General features: G+C 48.6%; 22 protein-coding genes and 1 tRNA gene. 6 read left to right on the top strand and 17 right to left on the bottom strand.

The window, feature by feature from the left end:
- Both RJ53_RS07350 and RJ53_RS07345 read left to right on the top strand, forming a co-directional pair.
- Window positions 1–138 (top strand): ATP-binding protein (locus tag RJ53_RS07350; RefSeq protein WP_246496038.1); only part of this gene is annotated, 138 nt, incomplete at its 5' end.
- 54 nt (window positions 139–192) lie between these two features.
- Window positions 193–1038, top strand: coding sequence for a cation diffusion facilitator family transporter (locus RJ53_RS07345; RefSeq protein ID WP_343221851.1), 846 nt, complete (start codon window positions 193–195; stop codon window positions 1036–1038).
- 208 nt (window positions 1039–1246) lie between these two features.
- On the opposite strand, the gene RJ53_RS07340 is transcribed toward RJ53_RS07345, so the two are convergent.
- From RJ53_RS07340 to RJ53_RS07280, 13 genes are all read right to left on the bottom strand, one after another.
- Window positions 1247–1975 (bottom strand): M48 family metallopeptidase, encoded by a 729-nt coding sequence (locus RJ53_RS07340; protein WP_211530978.1) that lies wholly within the window; start codon window positions 1973–1975, stop codon window positions 1247–1249.
- Window positions 1965–5111, bottom strand: coding sequence for a type I restriction endonuclease subunit R (locus tag RJ53_RS07335; protein ID WP_211530977.1), 3147 nt, complete (start codon window positions 5109–5111; stop codon window positions 1965–1967). The genes RJ53_RS07340 and RJ53_RS07335 overlap by 11 nt, the downstream gene beginning before the upstream one ends.
- A gap of 4 nt (window positions 5112–5115) precedes the next feature.
- Complete coding sequence (locus RJ53_RS07330) at window positions 5116–6636, bottom strand: Fic family protein (protein ID WP_211530976.1); 1521 nt, start codon at window positions 6634–6636, stop codon at window positions 5116–5118.
- Window positions 6633–7136 (bottom strand): hypothetical protein, encoded by a 504-nt coding sequence (locus RJ53_RS07325; protein WP_211530975.1) that lies wholly within the window; start codon window positions 7134–7136, stop codon window positions 6633–6635. The genes RJ53_RS07330 and RJ53_RS07325 overlap by 4 nt, the downstream gene beginning before the upstream one ends.
- 26 nt (window positions 7137–7162) lie before the next feature.
- Window positions 7163–8176, bottom strand: a complete 1014-nt coding sequence (locus RJ53_RS07320; protein WP_211530974.1) for an ATP-binding protein — start codon at window positions 8174–8176, stop codon at window positions 7163–7165.
- 108 nt (window positions 8177–8284) lie between these two features.
- A complete protein-coding gene (locus RJ53_RS07315; RefSeq protein ID WP_211530973.1) occupies window positions 8285–9658 on the bottom strand; it encodes an ATP-binding protein in 1374 nt (457 codons plus the stop codon).
- A 148-nt stretch (window positions 9659–9806) separates the two neighbouring features.
- Entirely contained in the window at window positions 9807–10691 is an 885-nt protein-coding gene (locus RJ53_RS07310; protein WP_211530972.1) for a Kiwa anti-phage protein KwaB-like domain-containing protein, read from the bottom strand.
- Window positions 10684–11220: a hypothetical protein gene (locus tag RJ53_RS07305; protein WP_211530971.1), complete on the bottom strand. Its 537-nt coding sequence runs from the start codon at window positions 11218–11220 to the stop codon at window positions 10684–10686. Before RJ53_RS07305 ends, RJ53_RS07310 begins: the two co-directional genes overlap by 8 nt.
- 4 nt (window positions 11221–11224) lie before the next feature.
- Window positions 11225–12496 carry a restriction endonuclease subunit S gene (locus RJ53_RS07300; RefSeq protein ID WP_211530970.1) on the bottom strand — a complete coding sequence of 424 codons (1272 nt, stop codon included), beginning with the start codon at window positions 12494–12496 and terminating at the stop codon, window positions 11225–11227.
- On the bottom strand, window positions 12489–12716 hold the full coding sequence (locus RJ53_RS07295) for a hypothetical protein (RefSeq protein ID WP_211530969.1): 228 nt from the start codon (window positions 12714–12716) through the stop codon (window positions 12489–12491). Before RJ53_RS07295 ends, RJ53_RS07300 begins: the two co-directional genes overlap by 8 nt.
- 253 nt (window positions 12717–12969) lie before the next feature.
- On the bottom strand, window positions 12970–13896 hold the full coding sequence (locus RJ53_RS07290; RefSeq protein ID WP_211530968.1) for a hypothetical protein: 927 nt from the start codon (window positions 13894–13896) through the stop codon (window positions 12970–12972).
- Window positions 13893–14480, bottom strand: a complete 588-nt coding sequence (locus RJ53_RS07285) for a DUF6932 family protein (protein WP_211530967.1) — start codon at window positions 14478–14480, stop codon at window positions 13893–13895. Before RJ53_RS07285 ends, RJ53_RS07290 begins: the two co-directional genes overlap by 4 nt.
- Window positions 14477–16921, bottom strand: coding sequence for a type I restriction-modification system subunit M (locus RJ53_RS07280; protein ID WP_211530966.1), 2445 nt, complete (start codon window positions 16919–16921; stop codon window positions 14477–14479). The genes RJ53_RS07285 and RJ53_RS07280 overlap by 4 nt, the downstream gene beginning before the upstream one ends.
- A 128-nt stretch (window positions 16922–17049) precedes the next feature.
- On the opposite strand from RJ53_RS07280, the gene RJ53_RS07275 reads away from it, so the two are divergent.
- Window positions 17050–17268, top strand: coding sequence for a hypothetical protein (locus RJ53_RS07275; RefSeq protein ID WP_211530965.1), 219 nt, complete (start codon window positions 17050–17052; stop codon window positions 17266–17268).
- Between the two features lie 44 nt (window positions 17269–17312).
- Here the strand turns inward: RJ53_RS07275 and RJ53_RS07270 are convergent, their stop codons facing one another.
- Window positions 17313–18890 (bottom strand): RNA-directed DNA polymerase, encoded by a 1578-nt coding sequence (locus tag RJ53_RS07270; protein ID WP_211530964.1) that lies wholly within the window; start codon window positions 18888–18890, stop codon window positions 17313–17315.
- Between the two features lie 153 nt (window positions 18891–19043).
- Between RJ53_RS07270 and RJ53_RS07265 the strand changes: the two genes are divergently transcribed.
- A complete protein-coding gene (locus RJ53_RS07265) occupies window positions 19044–19907 on the top strand; it encodes a transglutaminase domain-containing protein (protein ID WP_211530963.1) in 864 nt (287 codons plus the stop codon).
- An 8-nt stretch (window positions 19908–19915) separates the two neighbouring features.
- Here RJ53_RS07265 and RJ53_RS07260 read toward each other — a convergent pair.
- The 3 genes from RJ53_RS07260 to RJ53_RS07250 all read right to left on the bottom strand — a co-directional run bounded on the left by RJ53_RS07260 (window position 19916) and on the right by RJ53_RS07250 (window position 21836).
- Window positions 19916–19987 (bottom strand) — tRNA-Ala (locus RJ53_RS07260).
- Window positions 19988–20136: 149 nt separating this feature from the next.
- The gene (locus RJ53_RS07255; protein WP_211530962.1) at window positions 20137–21291 is read right to left on the bottom strand and encodes a nicotinate phosphoribosyltransferase; all 1155 of its coding nucleotides are present in this window, start codon (window positions 21289–21291) and stop codon (window positions 20137–20139) included.
- A 113-nt stretch (window positions 21292–21404) separates the two neighbouring features.
- Window positions 21405–21836: a DUF61 family protein gene (locus RJ53_RS07250; RefSeq protein WP_211530961.1), complete on the bottom strand. Its 432-nt coding sequence runs from the start codon at window positions 21834–21836 to the stop codon at window positions 21405–21407.
- Between RJ53_RS07250 and RJ53_RS07245 the strand changes: the two genes are divergently transcribed.
- The gene (locus tag RJ53_RS07245) at window positions 21835–22215 is read left to right on the top strand and encodes a hypothetical protein (RefSeq protein WP_211530960.1); all 381 of its coding nucleotides are present in this window, start codon (window positions 21835–21837) and stop codon (window positions 22213–22215) included. The two genes, RJ53_RS07250 and RJ53_RS07245, sit on opposite strands and share 2 nt — an antisense overlap.
- A 169-nt stretch (window positions 22216–22384) precedes the next feature.
- Window positions 22385–23701, top strand: a complete 1317-nt coding sequence (locus RJ53_RS07240; RefSeq protein ID WP_211530959.1) for a Fic family protein — start codon at window positions 22385–22387, stop codon at window positions 23699–23701.
- Window positions 23702–23802: the final 101 nt, after the last annotated feature.

Below are 23802 nucleotides of genomic sequence, written 5' to 3'. Positions count from 1 at the left end.
GGCGAGATATTCGGGGATCATGTGATTGCTGCGGCAGTACTGGATCGAATCCTCCATCACTGCACGACATTGAATATCAAGGGTGATAGTTACCGACTGAAAGAGCGGCGGCGACAGGGTCTGATCCCCCATGTCTGAAAGGGTTGTATAACAGAGGTTTTATGTTGTTGAAATGAGCATTTTTATTCCGCCATAATTGGGCACTTTGATCCCGCCATTTACACCCTGCTCACCTCCGGCATGAAAACCATCAACGAGGCTATGGCGATCCTGATTGTGTGGATAATATCCCGGACGATTGCACGGGGGAATAATGGTAAATATGATTACGGGATGGGAAAATTCGAGAACCTTGCCCGTATCATTACCGGTGGCCTGATCCTCGTATCACTCCTGATCCTTGTCCTCGCTGCCATATTCCGTATCCTCTTTCCCGCAAATATCGGCAGCGAATGGGCTATGGTCGGGATGATCATCGTTGTCATCATGGCTGCGGTTGACAGTTACTTCTGGATCAAGAATTACCGGATCGCTATGCGGGAACCTTCACCCATCATGGATTCCCAGTATCACCTATTCCGCTTAAAAGCCATTGCAAATCTCGTGGTCCTCGTAACTCTGGTTATTGCGGTCATCTGCGCAGGGAACTGGTGGTCGGTATATATAGATCCGGTTGCCTCGTTCATTGTCATGGGAATTCTCCTCTATTCCGGTTATACGATGATCGTATCATCTCTCCCTGATCTTCTTGACCAGACCATTGAAGAGGAACTCCAGCTCATCGTGATGAGAGAACTAGCTGAACATTTTCACAACTACGAGCAGATCCATGAGGTCAAATCACGGCAGAGCGGGGGAAGCATCTATGTTGATATCTTCTTAGAATTTCGCTCAGATCAGCTGATGGGCAATGTACAGGATATCATGGACCGGATGAAACAATCTCTCGAGATCAGTATCCCAAAAAGTTCGGTAAATATCATCACTTCACGTGGCAGGAATAAATGTGGCAGTCCTTATTTCTTCAAAAACGAATGAAGGATATGTCGAGTTTCATCGGGTCAAAACGCTCGAAATTGATTATATTTACCATGTTGCATGCAGAGAGGAGGCTATGACTTTCTCAAGGGAGATGTTATCTCCATATGGTCAGTATTAATCGTAGGTTAAAGATAAGGCTCACTTTGCGACCCCTCAGTAAAAGTACCCCCTAATTATATTGAATACTATCGGCCAATGACAGGGATCATTCCTCCCAGTACTCCTCTGTCAATGGAATCTCCTTCAGCCCCTCCTTATACCGGCGCCATCCCGGCATGAAGCCGTCCATCAATTCCCTGAACCGTTCATTATGCCGCCGTTCGATGAGATGGACCATCTCATGGAGGATGATATACTCAAGGCAGAGGGGATAGCGCTTCACCAGCTCCAGGTTTATCCAGATTCGGCGGGCATCAGTATTGCAGGTTCCCCAGCGGGTCTTCATCCTCCTGACACCCCACTCTGACACACGGAGACCGGTGATCTCTTCCCATTTGGCGATGAGTGGAGGTATCTGCTCTTTGAGCTGCTTCCGGTACCAGGCATAGAGGATCTCCTCCCGCTTCTCACGGCCGGTTCCGGGGCGGACCCTCAACTCCATTGTGGTCGTTCCCCGCAGGCATACCCGTGGAGGGAGATCTGCTTCAATGAGATCCAGCCGGTACCGCCTCCCCTGGAAGAAATGGGTCTCGCCTGTGATCATCTCCCGTTGGGACTGGCGATCCTGGTCGAGAAACTTCTTCTGCTGTTTTCTGATCCATTTCAGCCGGGAGATGATGGCAAGCCGTATCGCATCGTCATCAAGGAAGAGCGGGGCGGAGACCCGTACCCGGCCTTCGGGAGGATAGACCCCGAGGTGAAGGTTCTTAATCTTCTTCCTGGTGATCTCAACCGTAATGCCTGAGACCTCGATCCGATGCTTCTCAGTAGTCACGCTGATTCTTCACTATCTCAAAGATTCGCCCGATCAGCGGTTCATGATCGCCAAGGACCTGCCGGATGGCACCCAGCACTTCCCGTTCCTTGAATTTGTTCCCCCGCCATCCCGCCTTTTTCGTCTCCCTGATGGCGGTATCAAGGGCGATTGCCATCTCTGCACGCGGGTTTTCAGCCCTCCGATCACCATATGGAGCAAGCTCGGCCAACGCCTGGTTCTCACCTGTTACAAGGTTATCATAGAGTGACCGGAGTGCCGGGGTGGTGAGTGCGGAAGGGTAGGATACCTCTTTTTCAGGCTGGCTCACATTCCGTGCCAGCTCGACGATCTTTCCCAGGTATGCCCGGTAATCCAGTGCATGCTGCTTCCGTTCATGGATCAGAGAGTCCAGGAGCTCGGACATCTTCTCATAGTACTTCGGATTGACCGGCATCTCATCGAGGATGATCTTCCGGACATTGTTCTCGATCGTCTCTGCGACCGCCTCATGATCCCTCCTGATATCTTCCGGAAGCGCCTCGATCGCCGCTTCTCCACGGATATTGATCAACTGGACGAGCGTCAGATCATCGAATGCCGAGATGACCTCACTCTCCTCTGCCCGGATATAGGTATCAAGGAGATGGCGCATCATCGGTTCATAGCGTTTCAGATCGATATAGTCGCCACTTGCCCGCATGATCTCCTCACGGAGCTTCTCGAAGTGGGCGACCTCACCCCTGATCACCCGTGCCTCCTGATCGGTATAGCCGGCCTCACGCATCTCTCCTGCGATGTCGGCATATCTCCGGAGAAATGTTCCGGCCCGCTTATAGAGATCGACACGGAGGGGCTCGGTTCGTTTCAGGGCAATGGGATCATCGCTTGACCCACAGAAGTACCGGATATAGTCCCGGCTCGCACGGGGCGGCTCAACCGGTTCACAGAGTGCCTTGATCGCCTCACGAATCTCTTCCAGGCGTTCACGCCCTTTCAGAAGCCGGTCTTTCAGGAGACCCCTGACATCATCTTCATCGAAATCCTCGAAGGCCCCTCCGGTATAGTCTTTGATCGAGCGTTCAAGAGACCTGAAGAGATCCTTATAGTCGATGATATGGCCGTACTCCTTATCGTCCCCATCCAGCCGGTTCACCCGGCAGATCGCCTGGAAGAGGCCATGATCCCGCATCTGCTTGTCGATATAGAGGTAGGTTGCAGGCGGTGCGTCAAAGCCGGTCAGCAGTTTATCAACGACAATCAAGAGCTTCATCTGCCCCGGCTCTTCGATGAACCGCCTCTTCACCTCTTTCTCAAAGATCCCGGCTTTATACATCGCCGTATCTTCTGGCTCATCGAAGTATTCGGCGAGCATCGCTCGATAGATATCATACTGCCGCAGCTTCTCGGTCAGCCCTTCCCCTGTCTCCTCGCCCTTGATATCCGCAGGTGAGGGCTTGTATGAGGTGATGATCGCAGATCTCCCTTTGAGATCGGTCTTCTGAAACATCTCAAAGAACCGGCAGGCAGAATAGATGCTCCCCGAAACAAGCATCGCGTTTCCATGGCCGCTTCTCAGCCGGTCCCTCATCTCCATATCGAGGAGAATGTCAGCGACGATCTTTTGGAGCCGATCCTGTGAGCTGAGGACCTTCTTCATCGTGCCCCAGCGTTTTTTAAGTTCTGCCTGTGCGAAATCGGTGAGACCTGCTGTTTTTGCCTCGAACCACTGGTCGATCTTCACCTGGGAGGTGATGTTCTGGTCGATATCCCGTGCCTCATACCGGAGATCGAGGACCACGCCATCATGGACCGCCTCATCATACTTGTAGGTATGAATATAGGGCCCGAAGATCTCAATGCTCTTCTTCTTGTCCTTCTTCAATAGCGGCGTCCCGGTGAACCCGATCATCATCGTATCCGGGAGGAGGGCCTTCACCGCCTCATGGAGCAGACCCGACTGTGTCCTGTGGCACTCATCGATGAAGACGAAGATCTCGCCTTTGGCACGGAAATTTTTGGGGAGATGTGCATGGATATCCCTGATGTACTGATCGACATCCTGTTCTGTGAGTTCCTCACCCCGTCCGAACTTATGAATCAGGGAGCAGATCAGCCATTCTTCGTTTGTATTGAGGACGTTGACGAGATCTGATCCGCTCTTTGCCCGATAGATCGCCTCGCTGACCCCGGTGAAGACCTTCTCGATCTGCTCATCCAGTTCAATCCGGTCAGTGACCAGGAGAACCCGGGAACCTTTGATATGCTCCCTGATCCATTTGGCAAGCCAGACCATCGTCAGGCTCTTGCCGCTCCCCTGGGTATGCCAGATGATCCCGCCTTCACGCTGCCTTACCCGCTCCTGTGCGGCTTTTACCCCGAAGTACTGGTTGTGGCGGCAGGTCTTTTTGGTCCCGGCATCAAAGACGATAAAATCATGGATCAGCTCAAGGAGGCGTTCCTTCCTGCAGAGCTGGCCAAGTTCCCGGAGGAGAGGATTGTCGGCGGCATCCGGGTGTGCATCGGCCTCTTTCCACCGGAGATAGTACTTCTCCGGGGTTTCGATGGTGCCATACCGGACCCCTTCGGTCTCATTGCCTGCCATCACCAGCTGAATGGTTGCAAAAAACGGCCGGATGAAGACCTTCTTCTGGTTGTCAAGGTTCTGCCGGATACCTTCCGTCACCGAGACGGTAGAGCGTTTCAGTTCCAGCACGCCAAGGGCGATGCCATTGACATAGATGACAATATCCGGCCGCTTGGTATTCTCCCCGAATATGGTGACCTCTTCTGCGATGGCAAAGTCGTTCCTCCCAGGGTTCTGCCAGTCAATCGGCCAGACGGTGATATGCGGCTCCCCGATTGCAGGACGTACCTTCACGCCGTACCTGAGAAGGCTGTAGAACTCCCGGTTTGCATCATAGAGGGAACGAACCCCCCCGACAGTCGCAGCTCTCCCGAGTTCATGGAGGACTTTTTCGATGATCCGATCCTCATGTCCCTGCCGGGAGAGCCGGTTCCGGAGCAGGGTCTCCTCGATACTGCCGTTTCTCTCTTTGTCATGCCAGTTGCCGAGGCAGGTGTATCCAAGTGTATCCCGAAAGAAGCCGATCACCCGTCCCTGTGCCCGTATCTCACGTTCGCCGACGCCCGTCATCCATTCATTCCTCATTCTTTATTGCAGCCAGCAGATCCCGGCCCTTCTTCGTCAGGCGGTATTTCTGCAATCGGCTTCTGGGTTTCTCCGGGATTGTCATCTCTACGAGGCCGGCATCAGTTGCGGGTTTGAGATACAATGTACGGAAATTTGATTCGCTTTTCAATTGCAGGTATTTCTGGAGTTCATGGCGTGATGATTCCTGCTTCATCACTGCCAAGAGTGATCTGACTTCACCTGTGACTTCACCTGTGACTTCACCTGTGACTTCACCTGTGACTTGATCTGCCTTCTTCGATGGAGTGATTCCATCGCTTTTACTACGCCTTATCGTTATCATAAATCCGTCAGTGACCTCAAATTCAGGCTCTGGTAGTCCGGCATCCACGCACCGCCTGATCATGTCCCGCGTCCCTGTTCCCATCCGTTCGATATACCGGGTCAGGTACATCGGTTCGGCGAGGAGCGGGTTGCCCGGCACCGACCCATGAGCAACCCGCAGCCTCTCAAGCGTCAGGGTTGGCGGGAGTCTTCCGGGATTCCAGACTTCCAGCCGGTCAGCAAAGAGCATCACCTGCACACTCCCGTTGCTCGTATAGTCCCGGTGGGCAACTGCATTTACGATCGCCTCTGTGACCACCTCTTTTGGGATCTCATAGCGGACCGGGGCCTGCGGACCTTCTGCACGGGTGCCAACCCAGAGATTGATCTTGCTTAAGACGAAGTCAACCGCCTGATCAACGAGTTCAAAGACTGTACCTTTGTACACCTGGTAGGAAGGGATCGGTTTTGCGACCTCGGTTCCATGGAAGTGGGCGCATTTCACTTCAGAAGTAAGGAGAAAGTCCTGCGGCTTTCTGGCAAAGAGGAGAATAGATGCGTTTGTCAGATACCCATTGTCGATCAGTTTCAGGTGTTCAAGAACTTCCAGATGAGAGGCATCTTCTGGAAGTGGGAACTGTCGGGCACGCCTCGCAGTTCTCAGGAACCATGCGATCCGTTCGTGGTCAAGATCATCGGGTGTGGCTTTTTTGCAGGGAGCAGCATCGAAGGGACAGAAGCGGATCAGCTGTTTCTCTTCCAGATATTCGACAAGTGCCGCATAAAGACCGGCAACCAGCTCCGCAGATGTATTGAACCGCTTTCGGATAAGTCCCGCCTGCGCCTTGCCGATGAGAGCCTGCATCTTTGGATGGCGAACTGCATCGCTGGCTCCCTTCAGATAGATCAGACGGTATTTCCCTTCTGATGATGCAAAATCAAACTCATGCTCTGTGGCTGAGATCCCTTCTGCATCTTCATTGCCATACTCTTCACCAAAGAGGCCGACATATAAGTCAGACCGCCCCACCTCTTCCAGGTAGGTGGTATCGGGGCGGCGGTCAGCTGCGGGCAGATCTTCAAAGAGGAAGACCACAAAGAACCGCCGCATCAGGGCATCCCCCCGAAGATAGTCACGGAGGGCGGCCCGCTCTTCGGCAAACTCCTCCTGCACGCTGCTTATGAAGATGCGGATTGGGATCATGATAGCCTGATCAACCCATGCTTTCTAGCCATCTTTTCATTCATTACAACAACCAGATTGGCCCCCATCGCCCAGAGACGGATAGTTCGTCGAAGTCTCTGAAGCAGAGCATCCTGAAGCTGTGGGAGATCTGCATTCTCGCAGTCCCTGATGACAGGAATCAGTCGGAACCCGATGGCAGAGAGATCGGGATCCCGAAGAGGTGCGGGCAGTTCATTCTTTGCCAAACCATGACGTCCCAATCCTAATGCAAGCCAGAGATTCACCGCATTCTCAAGCTTCTCTCCGATTTCTGAGATATAGTTATTGAGACCGGATAGATTTGCCTCAGTATGTGGAGTGCTTGATTTTGCCTCAACAACCCAAACAACAGGTGCAAAATTCCTCCTCTCCTTAAGATGCAGGAAATGCGCCATCTTCACCTCTTTCTGTATTCTTTGGTAGAGACTGCTTCGATCGATACAGAAACAATGTTCCTCAGGAAAGGGTCCAAACTGCATCCCTGATTCCTCAATGAAAACTGAATTTAGCGGAATGCGAGCTTCACCTCTTCTTCATAAAGCCGGATTGATTCATCTATGATTTTATTCTCAGGCAGACCATCTATCAGATTCGCAGACTGCCACTCACCGTCTTCTTCGGCGATGATCCGTATTGGAACCTCATTCCTCTGGGCTATCAGGGCGAGTTTCTTCAGAACAAAGTATGAATGGCTGGCAAGGAAGAACTGAATTCCTCTGCTGGCAAGGATCGAGATTATCTCAAGGAATTCTGAGACTGCAACCGGGTGAAGGGCAGCCTCAGGTTCATCAATGAAGATGATCGATTCCGTATCCTGGTACCGGTTGCCAAGGAGTGTATCGAGGATGGCGATCTTCTTGACTCCTTCTGATGTAACACCGATTAAGAATTTCTGGTTCCCCTTTCGAAAGACCCATCTGGCGTGGTTTTCGTCATACTCAAGCCTTCCTCCGATGAGATCTTTGAGGCTCTTTCTGGATGTTGCGAACTCCGGGTAATCCCTGCCGGATCGGGTTGATCTGCTGAGTGCACGGGCAAGGTCAAGGTATGTATCATCAAATCCAAAGACCTGATCCTGTTCACGTGATTTGAGGATAATATGATGGATGGAGAGGACCTCTTTGGCAGGAAGGAAGATCGAGTTGCTCGTTCGTGGTTCTCGTATCTCTGAGATCTTCTGAAACTTCTTTGTCGCATCCTTTCCAAAACAGTACCTGAATTTCTCCTGGTTGATTGTGATGGAACAGGATAGCGGATCAGAGGCTCCTTTGGTGACGAGATCACCGATCTTCTCTGCCTGAAAGGTCCAGTAGAGCTTCTCAGCAAGGATCTCAGATGCCAATCGCTGGTCATCCCCACGCCGATACTCTTCCATCGTCTTTATGGCTGAGTACAATGCCTTGAGGAGGAAGGTCTTGCCACTTCCGTTCCCACCGATTATTAGGTTGATTGAACCGATATCCTGCCAGTTTAGATGGGTGATCGGACCGAAGTTCTTCAGTTCCACGGAATTGAGCATTCTTTTGAGTCTCCGTAGATCTTCATCATCCCAGGAGTTTATAAATGATTCCCAATGGAGAGGAGAGACCGGAAGGTGGTATCTCTTCTAAAATCCTCATCCGGCTCTCTATTTGACCTGATCGTCATCCCCTCCTATGATCTCCCAGTGGCCGCCTTTGGTCGGCCCGATGCGTTGGAGCCTTCCCGTCTTCTTCAGCTGCTGAACCTGCCACTCGATACCTTTTTGACTGATTCCAAGCCTCTTTGCCATTTCTTTCATGGTAATAGAAGAGTCCGCCTGTATCAGAGTGATGATCTGCTCTCCAAGTTCTTCCCTAGTTTCTTCCCTAGTTTCTTCCCTGTTTTCTTCCCTAGTACCCCCCGATCTCTCTTCCAATCTATACGGAAACTCCACCCAGAGACCAGCAGGTTCGTGCCGAAACGAAGGGACCGGTGTTTTGTTCGCCCTGCATGCGGCCATGATCCGCTGAATTCCACGACCCCAGGCTTCGATCATGCCTGCACGGAAGAATGCATTTGCGATATCAGGGTTATAGGGCTGGGACTGGTGGGTCCCGGTGAGCCGATCAATACTCCATCCCTCAGGGAGCTGTCCGTTGTTCCAGATGTGGATTCTATCCTCAAAGACGCTGATTTGAATCGGGATTCCGCTCCCATAGTCTTTGTGCGTGATGGCATTCAGAACCGCTTCACGGAGGGCTTCAGGGGGGATAGGGTACGTCTCAACCCGCTGTATCCCCTCGTAGGAGATCATCGCCTTCAGATACTTTGTCAGGAGGAGATCCATCGTACGGTCTACCTGGGTGAAGAGATCGCCATGGGTCTCATCCTGGTAGAGAAGATTGGCTTCCTCTTCGAAGTACCCTATCTTGACATATGCCCCGGTCACATACTTTTCGGGATCAGGGTGAAAGAGGAGGACAGCGGCACGTTTGAGGTAGCTGCCTTCTGTCAGGTGGAGCTTCTCGATGAGGGCTGCATCCGGTTCTTTGAGTACATCCTCAGATAAACGCCTGCTCATGAGCGCCTTCTTCCGAAATGCTGCAAGCAGGCGTGGATCGAGGTCATCCAGAGAGACATAGGGGACCGGAACACCATCCCAGTGGCGGCCCTGCTTCATCAGGAGAAAACGGTCAAGGGCCGCCCCCCTGAGGACCTGCTTGGTGCTCCCGCTCCGGAAATGGTATTCTCCTTTGTAGCTGATCGGATTTGGATAGGGATCGACTGCGATCTCCAGGTACTCACGATCACAATCACCGTCAGTTCTGAGATTGACATCCACGATGATGCCAAGCTGTGCCTGCACCTTGTTTGGGATCTCTTCAAGGAGCCGCCTGGCATCCGGAACGCCGACCACCCGTCCTGCATCATCAATGCCGATATAGAGCCTGCCCCCCTGTGCATTGGCAAATCCGCAGATCCATTTGAGGTATTCATCCCGCCAGGACTGTTTGTACTCGATGGATTCTGTTTCGGTCATGGTAACGCTTCATATTGTCTCTTGTTCATACCTCTCTGATTGTATTGATCATTATTACAAGTAAACCAAGACAATAATGACCAAGCATTATATATTAAAAAAATCGAGATGGCAAAAATAATAAAAAAAGATAATATTGGCATCATATTCAAGAATCTGCCTCCTTTTTTGAGTTCGTTTCAAAAAGTCTTTTTGTGATTGGACCTCTAAACAACTCCTCATTTAAAAATTGTAGTAGTCGCTTAGCGGGTTGTTTTTCAACAGGAAAAATAATTTTATCACCATCTAGCTGAATATGGACATCATGTCCTTGTGATTCTTCAAGGATTTGATGTGCAGAGTAAATATCTAATATTCCAGAATTTTGAAGCATTGCAAACCTTTTGCGGAACCATTGATTTGAAAAGCCAATAATTAAGTCCATATTTTCTGTTGAGAAGAGAGAGTGGTTAAGAATTTCATGAATTTCTTGATTTGAGGCTTCCTTATAATAATCTGCCAACGGTAAAAACAAATTTGTATTTCGAAAATTTTTAAATAATAGCTTTTTCTCAATTGGAATATAAATAGCAGATAATTTGTTTTGAAGAGTAATTATTGGTTGAGAGACACCTTTGTATATACCACTCTGAAATATAATTGAACGACCAGGTTTAATCACATAGGAATTGTAAAAATTTTGGAAAAGAACCAACTCTTCATTTTGAGAATCCTTAACAAAAGCAACAATAGCTTTTACAGAAGTATATGAATTACCTAGAAAAGATACATTATCAAGAGTCGGGATATGGTGACTCGACATATCACAAATCATATTTGGCAACTCATAAGGATGAATACAAAATAATTCATTTGAATCAGGTTTATAAGAGGCATCAAATTCGATTTCACTACTATCTTTACATAAAGATTTATATTGCTCAGAAAAGCTATTGGAGAGTTGGGTCTGTAAATCCTGATCTAAAGGAATGTAAAAAGCGGATAATTCATCGTTTTCTTTGGTTAAGGCAACTAGTTGAAAATTCTTAAACATTTGATTCCCCCTTATGTAAATAAATATTATAAGAAAGTTGTACTACATTAATTTCTTTCCCCGTTTTTCTTATAATTTCTCTACTAATAAGTAAAATTGAAAAATCCCCAGAATCTGTAACAGCATAGAAATGATAGCCTAATAAACCCATTACAGGATTGAAATGAAATGCACCAGCGTGCATTATTGTCAAAACTATCAGACAAAGAATATAAACTCCTGTCATCCATTCACCTGTAAATAACAGGTTTTCACCTGAAATAAAAGGTAATAAATATGCAAGGAGAAATGCAAGTGTCTCCTTATCATTATTCTCAAACTTCTTAATAATCAAACAATTTACGGGTAATTTTTGTTCGGACCAATATAATAAACCCCAACAAAGTGCTATCAGAATTATTGCCAACGCTACAAACAAAAGCCAATGAGTTAGTGGATCTCCTCGAGAGAATTTACTAACAGCCACTGCCCCCAAAATAGGGGATAAGGATGTTGCAACAAGAAGGAGCTTGGCAAAGGTGTTAAGCATAATACTACGACCCATTATGTTTTTTAATAGAAATCAACCTAACTTTACCAGTTAGGAGCTGTTGCATCATCCCCTGCTTAATCTCCTTCACCTTATCCCGGCGGCGTTCGAGGGCGGCGATCTCAGCGTCCATATCGGAGAGGGCGGTGGCGATGGCGGTTTGTTCAGAGATAGAAGGAGAAACAAAGTATAATGATTTAAGATCGTTTGTAGACAGACCTTTAACCGTACTACCACTACCCATCTCGTCAATTAGTTGCTCATGATATTGAAACCAATACAACAGGTATTGCACATCGATTGAGTTATTACAAAACAAAGCCTTAAGATCCTGATTAATACAAACATCAACCTGATAAATGACGCATTTACCTAAAAGCATGCGTGTTGATGTGATAAGTGTACCTGCTCGAATAAGATTAGATGCACTATTATCCAACCCTTCCTTCGTAATTGTCTCTTGTGTTCTATATGGATGGTATGTTCCAAAGTCTTTGACTGTTGCCCAAGGGATATGCCCTCCCCAGAATTTTCGATTTGTTCGACTTGGTGTACCCCCACCCACAATTCGTTCAAGAACATCCCCCAACCGCTTCTCCTCCCACTCCCCCTCAAACCCCGGCAGCCTCGTCCTCCCTGTAAGAAGTTGCTGCATGGCGGCTTGCTTCATATCCCGCTTCTTGGCGATGAGGGCATCCAGCGCCCCGATCAGTCCATCGACATCGGAGAGGGCGGCGGCGATGGAGTTTTGTTCGTTTTTAATTGGTGAGAGAGGTACTTTCACTTTCGCAAGATTAGAGGCATTGATATGTACAACCGCATCTCCCTGACCATATCTTGCTTTCTGCTGTGTGACGACATCATGGTTCAGAAGATGTCCAAGATACAGAGAATTCTGACCTGATGACCTTAGTACAACAATATCACCACCAGCAAACGCATCCTGATCGCCAAGGTAAGCAACGCATTTACCAATCTCTTCTGCAGTCTCCCCTGAGCCCGCGAATAAAAGATCTCCTTTTTTTATAGGTAGTGCTGTTGCAGCAATTTTTTCAGAAATTCGTGACTGCGGAATTATTACGTAATTATTATAATGCGTATAAAGCTCACCATATCGAATACAGAGAAGGCCATTGTTAGAGATATCATCACGTTTGATACCCTTACCTTTCATGAAAGTGCCCAATTCTCCTAAAGAGAGAACCTCCCAATCCTCCGGAATCACCCCGACCTCCGTCCGCTTATATCCAGGAGGCACAGCACCCTGCTCAGTCATCCGCTCCCCCTCCGGCCAGAATCCCTTGATCGACTACCGGATGTACCATATCAGCCATCCCTCGCAATTGTGCCACCGCCGGTGTCACTTCTCCTGTTTCGCCCAGCCAGCCATCTAGCAAATCCATGCCCAAAACCGATTGCTCCGTATGCCGGCCGGAGATCAGATTATATGAACACATATCTGCGCTTATATCCGGAATCTGTTCGGGGTCACGCATTTTCAAACGACTTCCTATGATGAGATATGAGCATTCGTGAGTTAATATGGGTCTTTTTGCTGGCTCTTCTATTCATGTGACACACCCCTCATACAGATTTATGTGCGAATTTATGTGCGCGAACATAAAAGTGAACGCAATAGTTATGGACACGTCCATACCATCTCCATAATGTATCCATAATTCAGAGACACCTGCCTGCATAGTATTGAGCATTCACGGTCAGCAGTTCATTCTGTGCATCCCCGCATATTCAGGCATCCACCCCATCCATAAACTCAAATCCGGTAAGAGTATAGGTACGATGTTTACTCACTCCAACACTCCTCTCAAGAAGATGAATGATCACCTGTTGATCCAGCTGTCGATTGATCGTATCTGCATCCTCAATTGAAGAATCAACTCTTCCTGAAATGACCTCATCAGAATCATCTTTACGGAATTCAAACATTCGTTTATTCGGGAGATATCCAAGAAAAGCACCTGTGAAGGTCACATCTTCTTCACGGATATTATCCTCACTGAGTCGCTTCTCACTCTGGCGAATCTGACCAACATCAGAAAAGCTGAATGAATCCCTGCCGGACTGCAGAGTGCATACTGCCTCGTTATCAGCAAGGTACCTGACAAAGTCATGAAGCTCTTTGATTGCCCTCGGATCAGATTCAGAGAGAGCTTCATTTAACTCTTCATCAGTCTCAACAGATGATTTGAGGATACTCATTGTTGTATGGATTGCTGATTCAAGGGGAGAGAACTCCTTTATCAGCTTGTAATTCTCTGATGGTTCCTCAATAACAAAACCAAATGAACCTCTGGCAACCCCGGTTATCAACAGTTTATATTCCTCACGGTTTGGAAGTGCCCCACGTGATCCAAGAGTTTCGGTCTGGCTTGTACCAATTGCCCGGACGGCATCCGCAAACTTTTTTATAGCAAATCCTCCGAAATCGGCTTGAACTCCGTGACTGCCAAATATTGGAGCTCCACGAAATGTCAGACTGAACCGGGCCGGTTGACGAACAGGACCTTCCAGTGACGCAAGAGCTTTCTCTACATTTTCTCTTCGGGCTTCAAGACTCATACGTTCAATTAAGCTTGATTCGGGAAGCTTCGTGAGCATCTTATTGAGAGTGGACAGCTCCGCCTGTAAATAATCATACTGCTGAATAGTTGTCATACCGAATCTCCTCCACCCATTAACTCATCCAGATTTCTCTGAGCAACCGTATCATCATTATTGGACAGATCAATCTGTAAAAAACCTTTCCATTGACCATCCCTCCGGTGAGACCAGAGGCTATACCAGTATGCAGCCGAATCAACCAGTATTTCTGGTGCACCCGCGTTCAACCGGACAAAATACGCATCAACATGATAGTTGCTTTTCAGGCTTTCATGGTTGAAGAGCCCGGGTGCAGACCTGATGATCTCCTCTTCGGTCACCCCATCAGGAAGATGAAAGAAGGTGACCAGATCAATATCCTCTGGATCTCGTTCTTCTCTCCTCTCAATATCTTCAAGAAAACTCCCATCGATCCACTGAAAACCCCTGATAAGACCCACTGTATATAATGCAGAACGGAACTCCAGGAGCCCTTTCAGGATGGCCTGCCGACGAGGTGTGATTCCAAACCGAAGGATGATATCCGTAAAAGAAACTGAATAGGGCGATCGGTCATGAGAGATCGGATCATGCACATTAACCGGCGGTATTACCCCATCACTATTCCATTGCGGTATCGCATCTCTCTCCACTCTCACTCCCACGCAACCCCCATCCGCCTCAGATTCTCCCCGACCTTCGCCGCGTACTCCTCCACCTCACGCTCAAGCAGAGGCATTGGAGCGGCATACCGCTCATCCAGCTCTTTTACGCGGGTGGCGAGCCGCTGGGTCGCCTGCTGGACCTCGCCCTCGATTGCCGAGCAGATGGAGGTGAACCATTTGTCTTCGATGACGAGAGCCTTGATCTCATCCTCTTTGAGTTTCGGGTACCTGGCGAGCACCGCTGCATCAAGGGTTGCCTGGGCCGTCTTGACCGCCTTACCTGCCTCTGACTCTGCATCCATCAGGGCAAGGCAGCGTTTCAGGGCGTCCCTTTCGTCGGCATACTCGGGATCGCGGCCGATCTCTTTGAGCCTTTTGCTGAGATCACCTTTTGCGATCTTCCCGGCATCACCCTTTGCATCCTCAAGCAGCCCCTCCTCGCCAGTATGCTCCTCGATGAACTCCTCAAGCTCGCGGGCGGCATTCTCCTGTTCCATCCGAAGATGGTCGATTGCCTCCTGCCCATCTGCAGAGTACCGGGAGATGATGAGAGAGGGGGGAACGAGATCCATCTTGTACTTCTTCCGGTTGACGACCAGATCCGGCGTCTCCTTGATCTTCCGCTCCTTATCCTCGATGATCCCACGGGGGCGGGCCGCCTCAACCCAGCCATCGGCGATGATCATCCCAACATCATCCTGCATCACTTCTGCCCAGTAATCCATCAGCCGCTGGTAGACATCGTACCTGCTCAGGAGCGGGAGGTTGGCATACCGCTTCAGGAGATCTTCAGAGAGGACATGGATCACTTCTTTGGTCTTATGTTCAGATGAAAGGCCATTCAGCAGAGGCTCATGGACGGATCGCCATTCGCGGAAGATTTCTGCAATCCGGCTTGCATATGCTTTAAACTCGGGATGGGCGAGGATCACCCCCCTGACCTCGCGGGCTTCAATCTTCGGCTCCGAGTACCCGGGCCGACCGTTGTCCCTGAAGAGCTCATTTTGGAGCGTCGGGAAGACCGCCCAGTACTCTTCCAGGGCATCGATATCACGGTTTGGAATGCCGCCGTTCATATGGGCATTGAGATCATGGAGATCCTCCGGATCACTGGAATCGATATACCGGGGGATATTGAGGTTATAGTCATTTGCCGGATCGGCAATCTCTGCAATCGGAACCATCCGGGAGTAGCCGGGAAGCTCGATTACGTTTTTGAAGAGATCCACGATCTTATGGATATCCTGTGACCGGAGCCGGTTCTTGTTCCCGTCCTTTGCATACCCCTTTGACGCATCGATCATGAAGATGCCGGTTCTGACATGGGCATTCTCCTTGTCGATGACGATGATACAGGCAGGAATGCCGGTTCCATAGAAGAGATTGGCAGGCAGGCCAATGATCCCTTTGATGTACCCCCGTTTGATGAGGTTTCTCCGGATATCACCCTCCTTGTTCCCCCGGAAGAGGACGCCATGCGGGAGGATAATCGCCCCTTTCCCGGTGCTTTTCAAGGACTTGATCAGGTGGAGGAGGAAGGCATAATCGCCATTCTTTGACGGCGGCACACCGGGATCGAAGCGGCCGAATGGATCATGGTCGGGGTCAAGGCCGCTCGTCCATGCCTTTGACGAGAAGGGGGGATTGGCGACGGCAAAGTCGAAGGTCATCAGGCCGCCGTCGTCGTTTTTGAAGTGCGGGGAGGAGAGGGTGTTCCCCCGCCAGATAACATGGGTCGGGTAATTGTGGAGGAACATATTCATCCGGGCAAGCGACCAGGTGGCATTGTCCATCTCCTGCCCATAGATCGAGATGCCACGGGGTGCTTCTTCTGCCGCCTTCAGGAGCAGTGAGCCGGAGCCGCAGGTGGGATCATAGATCGTCTGATCCTGGCGGGTATTGGGACCGATCCCGACCACCTTTGCAATAATGCGTGAAACCTCGGCCGGGGTGTAGAACTGCCCTTTGCTCTTGCCGGACTCGGTCGCAAAGTTTCGCATCAGGTATTCGTAGGCATCACCGAGGAGATCGTCTCCTTCGGCACCATTTGTACTGAAATCGAGCGAATCGAAGATGGCGATCAGTTTTGAGAGCCGGTCCTGCATCTCCTTGCCGGTGCCGAGTCTGGATTCGTCATTAAAGTCGGCGAGATCGATGACACCCTTGAGATCGTTTGCTTCTGCAAGCCTGCTGATGATCTTATTGATCCGATCCCCGATCTCCTTGTCCCCTTTCAGCCGGACCATATCAGAGAAGCCGCCGCCTTCGGGGACTTCGATGACAGAACTCCGATCACGCTCGCTCTTATCGGAGACATACTTCATGAAGAGGAGGGTGAGGATGTAATCCTTGTACTGAGAGGCATCCATGCCGCCACGGAGTTCATCGCAGCTCTGCCAGAGTGAGCTATAGAGTTGGGTCTTTTTGAGTGCCATTGTGGAACCGTCGTTATCAGTGGATAGGTGATCTCTTCTTTTCAGGCAGGATTAAGGCATCGGAATTGATGCGGTGATTCAAAAGGAGAGGAAGGAGTTGAAAATGTATTCGCACCTTATTTGTTCTGTTGTGCTCAATTATTGTAGATATCGGGGGCGATGGAGCTGACAGCTCCCCTTTCCTCGAACAAGAAGAAATCGTCCGCCGGGTCAACACCCTCCTTGCATTTGCAGATCAGATCGAAGCCCGTGTCACTACAACACAGGAACGCACCAAGCAGCTCCGGCAGTCAATTCTGGAACAGGCGTTCTCGGGGCGGTTGGTGGGAGGTGGGCTGGGATGGTGAGAGAATAGAAGAAAATAGATATAATAAAATAATGACTTTATTTATTAAAATTTAAACATATATTCTTCTGACGGGGGTTCTATAGATGTGTAATCTTCTTCAAAAAAAACAATATTTTTATCTTTTAATTCTTTATAAAATGGATCCTGATCAAGATAATTATTGCCAGATATAGACAACCATCCCTTTATATTTGCTTCATAAGCTAATAACCAATATTCATCATATAAATTGTCTGAAGTCATATATTTTTCCCAATTTGAAATATTAATATCTTTAATTAAACCGTTATCTCTCAAGAATAAAGCCATAATTATAACTATTGGATTGATGTTATTTTCAATGAATTGATTAATTTCCGGAGGAATATTCAGGTTTAACTGGTATGAAAACCATAAAGCCCATGTTATTTCATAATCATGTCCATATTGGGAATGATATAAAATTATTTCATTGATTGCGGTTTGTAAATTATCATTATCAACAGGATAGTTTTTATTTTTATATTCTAATATTATTTTTATAACCCAAGGTATACAGGTTCCGTTGAGAATTATTGTTTTTAATAATAATGACTCAGTTAAACCCCAATTTTCCTTTAATATATTCACTTTTGCAAATCTTTTAATTGCGTATAAAAGTACATTTTTATTTTCATATCGACTATCATACTCAAAAGATCTACTAAAGAAATCAATAATATCGGTTCTTTGGCTTTGTATTCCATGTTTTTTATTTATTTCTCTAAAAGAATATTGTCTTATATATGAAACCCAATCTGGCTCAAAGATAAAGGGGGCCTCGTCAATAATTGTCTTTTGTGGATTTATTTCCAACTCGTATTTATTTAATATATTGTGTAATTTTGTGAGTGCATCATAAGCCTCTTTTTTATCTCTAAAAAATAATGTAAAATCATCTATATATCTAACTCCTTTTAAACTTACACCTGAATTTTTCAAATCCATTTCTATCGCTGTTCCAAGTATTTCTGAAATAATTAAAGAGCTATCAGGACCAACGGGAATCCCTAATGTTTGCCCATCACGAAGGCTTCTTACCCATTTATCAAGGAGATTTCCACAAAGTGCATTACCTCTTTGTTTTTTTGCTTTTTGCTTTCCATGTAATGCCCAAGGTATACTATGTGTATAGAGAGAATTATAATAACGAGAAATATCAGCTTTGAGCATCACACGAAAAATGGATGATTCCAATACAACTTTTTCCTTTTGATTGAAGGAATCAGCCATTTGCTCAAAAGAACGCGAGGCTTTTTTGAATTGAATGGGAATAATTGGGCGGCTGATAGATAATTGGGACTGAGCTATAAAATTACTAATTTCACCCCAATTTCTCTCTATATGATTGCACAAAATTGCGTGGTACAAAGGATTGGGAATACTAAAATTACGTCGTATATTATGAAACCTAGGTTTTGAATAAATACAACATCTACTTTCAATTTTATTATTTCTTGAATTAGACCAGGAAATCACCATGTCTTCCCATCTCTTAACATCAGAGGAAGAAAAGGTTGATGCAAATTTTTTTGTATTAAAAGGAGGGGGTAGATCAGCAGGGAAATATCCATATCCCAATAATCTCTGTAAAATAACCATAATTTTGAGATGATTTGATTTCATATAAATATTTCATTTATACACAGTAGATTAGGTGTGTGATATCATACATAGGATATATTTTTATAAGATCTTATCCTTTTTTTACAACGAGTAGATATTTAACCAATTCACAATTAACTATGATTAAAAATGTCTATAAATAAACATAATAAAATATTAATGAATGTTATTTTTGTAATAATTGTTTTTTTATATATTATTTTACTTTTTTTTATAACGATTAGCCAATCTGCTGAACAAATTGATTCATATTTTTCAATTCAATACGAAAATGAAATTTATCCTATAGGGGTACGGGAAATATGCTCCATTGTAAACAAAACCGAAGCTATTGATAATGATACGGAAAAGTTAGAGGCAATAGCAGAATGGGTATCTGCAAATTTTACCTACATCCTTTTTGAAAAGGAGTATTTCAATCCAAATTATACAAAAGAATATTTAGATCATCCAATTAATCGCTATTTATACGATTCATATGGTAAAATACGGCCTGAAGTGCATTCGCCTATCTCTCAAGTTTTTCGTATACCTAATGAATATGCGAATAACCCATATTGGATTGCTTATTATAAAATGGGAGGTTGTGGAGAACTTGCAGTTTTATTTGAAGATGTCGCGAATAAATCAGGTTATAATACAAGAGCTATAAGAGCTACATTAACAAAAAATAATCATGCTTGGGTGGAGGTTGAAGTCCATGATAAATGGTATTTTTTCGATCCGACAAACTACTATGTTTACCATTTAATGGACGTAAAAAGGTACAATAATACATGGTTTGGAAAACCAGAAGAATACTCCATTTTTTCTGCAAGTCAAATACAAAGTATTGTTGATGGCAATACTAGAGAGAATGTAATAGAAAGATATCCTCAATTTAAACAAGAGAGAAGAAAAAATATCAAATCTATCAATATGAAAAAAATTGAGAGGATAACGATTCCTAATTCAACAGAGATCAGAAAACTTGTAAATACACAACCTTTATGAAAATTAAATGGACCGAGCGGGAATTGAACCCGCGGCCTCTACCATGCCAAGGTAGCGATCTACCCCTGATCTATCGGCCCAGTGATAAACACTGACAACCAGTGACAATAAAGCTCACTGACCTTACTCTATTCGCAGGTGTCGCATAAATAGATTGTTTATCGTACTCCCGGATACCGGGGTGTCAGCACTTCTGACACTGAGAACGGACCCCTGCAAGCACCGCCATCTATCCTCTCGGATACAGGCCGCCCCCGTAGAGCCGCATCTCCTCTTCTGCACGGCGGCGGGCGGCATCGGTCGTTGTCCCGGTGATGATCCGGCCGTCCTGGATGCAGGGCTGGAGGAGGGGAACGGTCCCTGTCTCTGCCCCGGCCTCCGGGGGACGCTCGCCTGCCGGGAGGGTGATCCTGCCGCCCCCCGGGAGCCGCCAGACCTGTTTTCTCCCACTGCGGCGGCCCCGTTTGGCGATTGGTGTGCCGTTCTTCTCGATGATGTCGGCGGAGAAGTCGATGACGGGGGCATTGGCGATGGCGCCGCCGACCCCGAAGGCATCGACGAGATCGCGGAGGGCGGCGACGTCGGCTGCGGTGACGCCGCCGGAGAGGAAGATCCGGACGTCGCGGTAGCCGTGGGTGTCAAGCTCCCATCTGACCTCGCCGATGATCGACCGGATATCGCCCCGGCGGGACCGGGGGGTGTCGAGCCGGACCGCCGCACAGCCGATGTTGGCGGCGGCGAGGGCCTCGGCCTTCTCGTCCGAGAGGGTGTCACAGAGCATGATCCGGGGGACCTCGGGATCGGCATGTTCTGCGTATGCCGCCCACGCCGCCTCCGGGGTCTCGAAGGAGAGGACGAAGGCGTGGGGCATCGTCCCGGCGAGCGGGATATCCTCCGGGGCGGCGGTGTTGCTCACGCCGGCAACGCCCCCGATCCAGGCGGATCGCTCGATCATGGGAGCAATCGCCGGGTGCTGCCGCCTGGAGCCGAAGGAGTAGATCGGCCGCCCCCCGGCAACCGAGACGACATGGGCGGCGGCGGTCGCGATCCCGGAGGCATGGCAGAGGAAGCCGAGGAGGGCCGTCTCGAACCGTGCGAAGTCGCGGTACTTCCCGGAGATCACCATCACCGGCTCATCAGGGAAGAAGATCGAGCCTTCCGGCATCGCAGAGACCGAGACCGGCATCCCGGCAAAGAGATCGAGGACCGCATTGAGGCCTGCCAGGATACCAAACCCCAGCGGGAGCGAGGCGACCGAGACCTCCATCACGACAGAAGGGTTCACCCCGGCACGCTCAAGCACCGACTCGCATCGCGGGAAGTAGACATCAGTACACCCGCCGTTTCGTATCAACTCCGGATCAAGGCTCCCAAACCGGCTCATACGAAGTACCAATGTATCCAGGCGATACATAGATTGCGAAGCGTGACGGCGCCCCCTCCTGCCTTCGCTCTCCGTCCTTGTACTCCGGACATCCTTCTCCGCAGATCGCTCCCTCAGAAGATCATCATCTGGACCGCGGTCGGGTACTTCAGCAGGATCGCGTATGCAATCGGCCGGGAGACCCAGAGCCGCCCCTTCTCCATCCGGTACAGCGGCCCGAGATCACCCAGCATCTGGAGGGCGGTGACCGCCGCCTCGTCAGCGAGATAGACACTGTTCGCGACGGTCATATCCTGGCGAAAGAGGATTGGAAGACGGAGCCGGCGGTGCATCTCCTGGGGGAGCTTCTCCCCGAGGGCGGCAAGGACCCTGCGGTCGAAGCGATGCTCCTCGCCCCCCTTCGTCGCGGCAGACGGTGCCTCTTCGGTAAGCAGTTCGGCGAGGGTTCTGCGGCTGGTGACGATCCCCTTGTTCATCCTCCCAAACTCAAGGGCCATCCATTTCATCATCACCGACTCATCTGTGATATCCGGCCGGTCACGCATGGCGTACCTACCCTTCAGGAAGCCCTGCTATATTATCCAATCCCCTTCCGCAGGAGCCACCCGGCAGGAGTACATACTCCCCCTCCCCCTCTCATCACCCCTCTCCACCAAACCTTTATCATCACACCCGGAAGAGGGGGGACTGTCGCACCGGGTTGCGGCGGAGGAGATGATGATGGACTTCTTTGGATGGATGGACTCCCGGATGAAGATGCTCGGATGGAAGGATATGGCACTCGTCAAGATCAGCGTCATGGGCTTTACCCTCATGATTGCAAAGCTCTACGCCCCGGTACTCCGGCTCAGGTGGTACTGGTATGCCCTGATCTTCGTTGGAGCGGCGATCCCCCCGATGCTCAAGATCTTCAGGCCACGGTAGATCCGGCAGAATCGGGATGCCGAAGATAGGATTCGTGAATATACAGCGTGGTCTGAAAAACCAATAACTACTAATTTCTACCATATTAGTATTTTACACCCTCATGGTAACCTTCAGGCAAACATACTACTAAATACTAATTACTACTAAATTAGTATTTGAAGAAATAATGAAGAATACCCCTCAAAAACCACCATCAGACAGAATACCATTACACTCTCTGGTTACTGCACCCTCCGGAGATGAGGAGCTCGAAGACGAGGTGCGTGATTATAACCGAAGATACCTCTATTGGGATGAGCTGATATACAGGGTGTCGGATACGAACCGGAGGGAACTCATCTGGCAACTGATGAAAGCTCACCGAAGGCTCCGGTACGAGACGATTCCCTATCCTCCGCTCCGGCTCGTCTACTCCCTCACCCCGGAGATCGCAAAGAACCTGCATACCTATGACCGGTACCTCTCCGGCATCATCAGGATCAACAACCGGGAGATCCGGCTCGAAAAATCCTATATCATCAACTCCATGATGGAAGAGGCGATTGCATCAAGCATCCTCGAAGGAGCAGTAACAACCCGGAAGAAGGCGCAGGAGCTGCTCATCTCCAGAAAAAAGGCAAAGAATACCGATGAGCAGATGGTCATCAACAACTATGAGGTGATGCAGTATATCCGTACAAAGAAGGATGAGCCGATCTCACGGGAGATGATCTCCGACATTCAGAAGATCGTCACCACGCGGACTATCAGTGATGCGGAAGTCGGAACGTTCCGTGACAATAACAAGATCGTCGTTGTCGATGCCGTCACCGGAACAATCCAGCATACACCCCCTGATCATCAGGATATCGAGGAGATGATCGCAGCATTCTGCCGGTTTGCAAATGATGATGAGTACGAATCAGGGAACCCGGCCGCTATCTTCATCCACCCGATCATCAAGGGGATCATCCTCCACTATCTTATCGGGTATATCCACCCCTTCGCAGATGGCAACGGGAGGACCGCCAGGACCATCTTCTACTGGTATGTGCTTTCAAGGGGCTACTGGCTCTTTGAATATATGGCGATCTCACGAGCCATCCAGAGATCGAAGAAGCGTTACTCCCTCGCCTATCTGCATACCCGGTACGATGAGATGGATCTGACCTACTTCATCAACTACAACATCGCATGCATCAATGAAGCCCGTGATGACCTGCTCCGGTATATTGAAGAGAAGCAGTCGGATCAGAAGAAGACGTCAGCCATCATCAGGAAGGTACAGGGGATCAATGAGCGCCAGGCAGATATTCTCCGCACCATGATGGAACAGCCAGAGAGATATTTCACCATCCGTCATGTCATGCAGATGCACGACGTCGTCTACGAGACCGCAAGAACCGATCTCCTCATGCTTGTGGAGAAAGGGTACCTCCGGAAGGAGAAGAGAGGGCGGGCATTCGTCTTCATCTTCGATGAGGAGCATGGCCTGTTGAAATAACTATTGGCATGCAGCATCCACGTCCAGATTATATGTCTGCATGGTTTGGACGACAGAATCTCTGAGTTTGTTCTCTCTCAAGAAGTAATTCGAGCCAGATA

This window comes from Methanocalculus chunghsingensis (assembly GCF_018132105.1).
Taxonomy (GTDB): Archaea; Halobacteriota; Methanomicrobia; order Methanomicrobiales; family Methanocorpusculaceae; genus Methanocalculus; species Methanocalculus chunghsingensis.
This window is presented reverse-complemented; position numbering and strand designations above follow the sequence as displayed.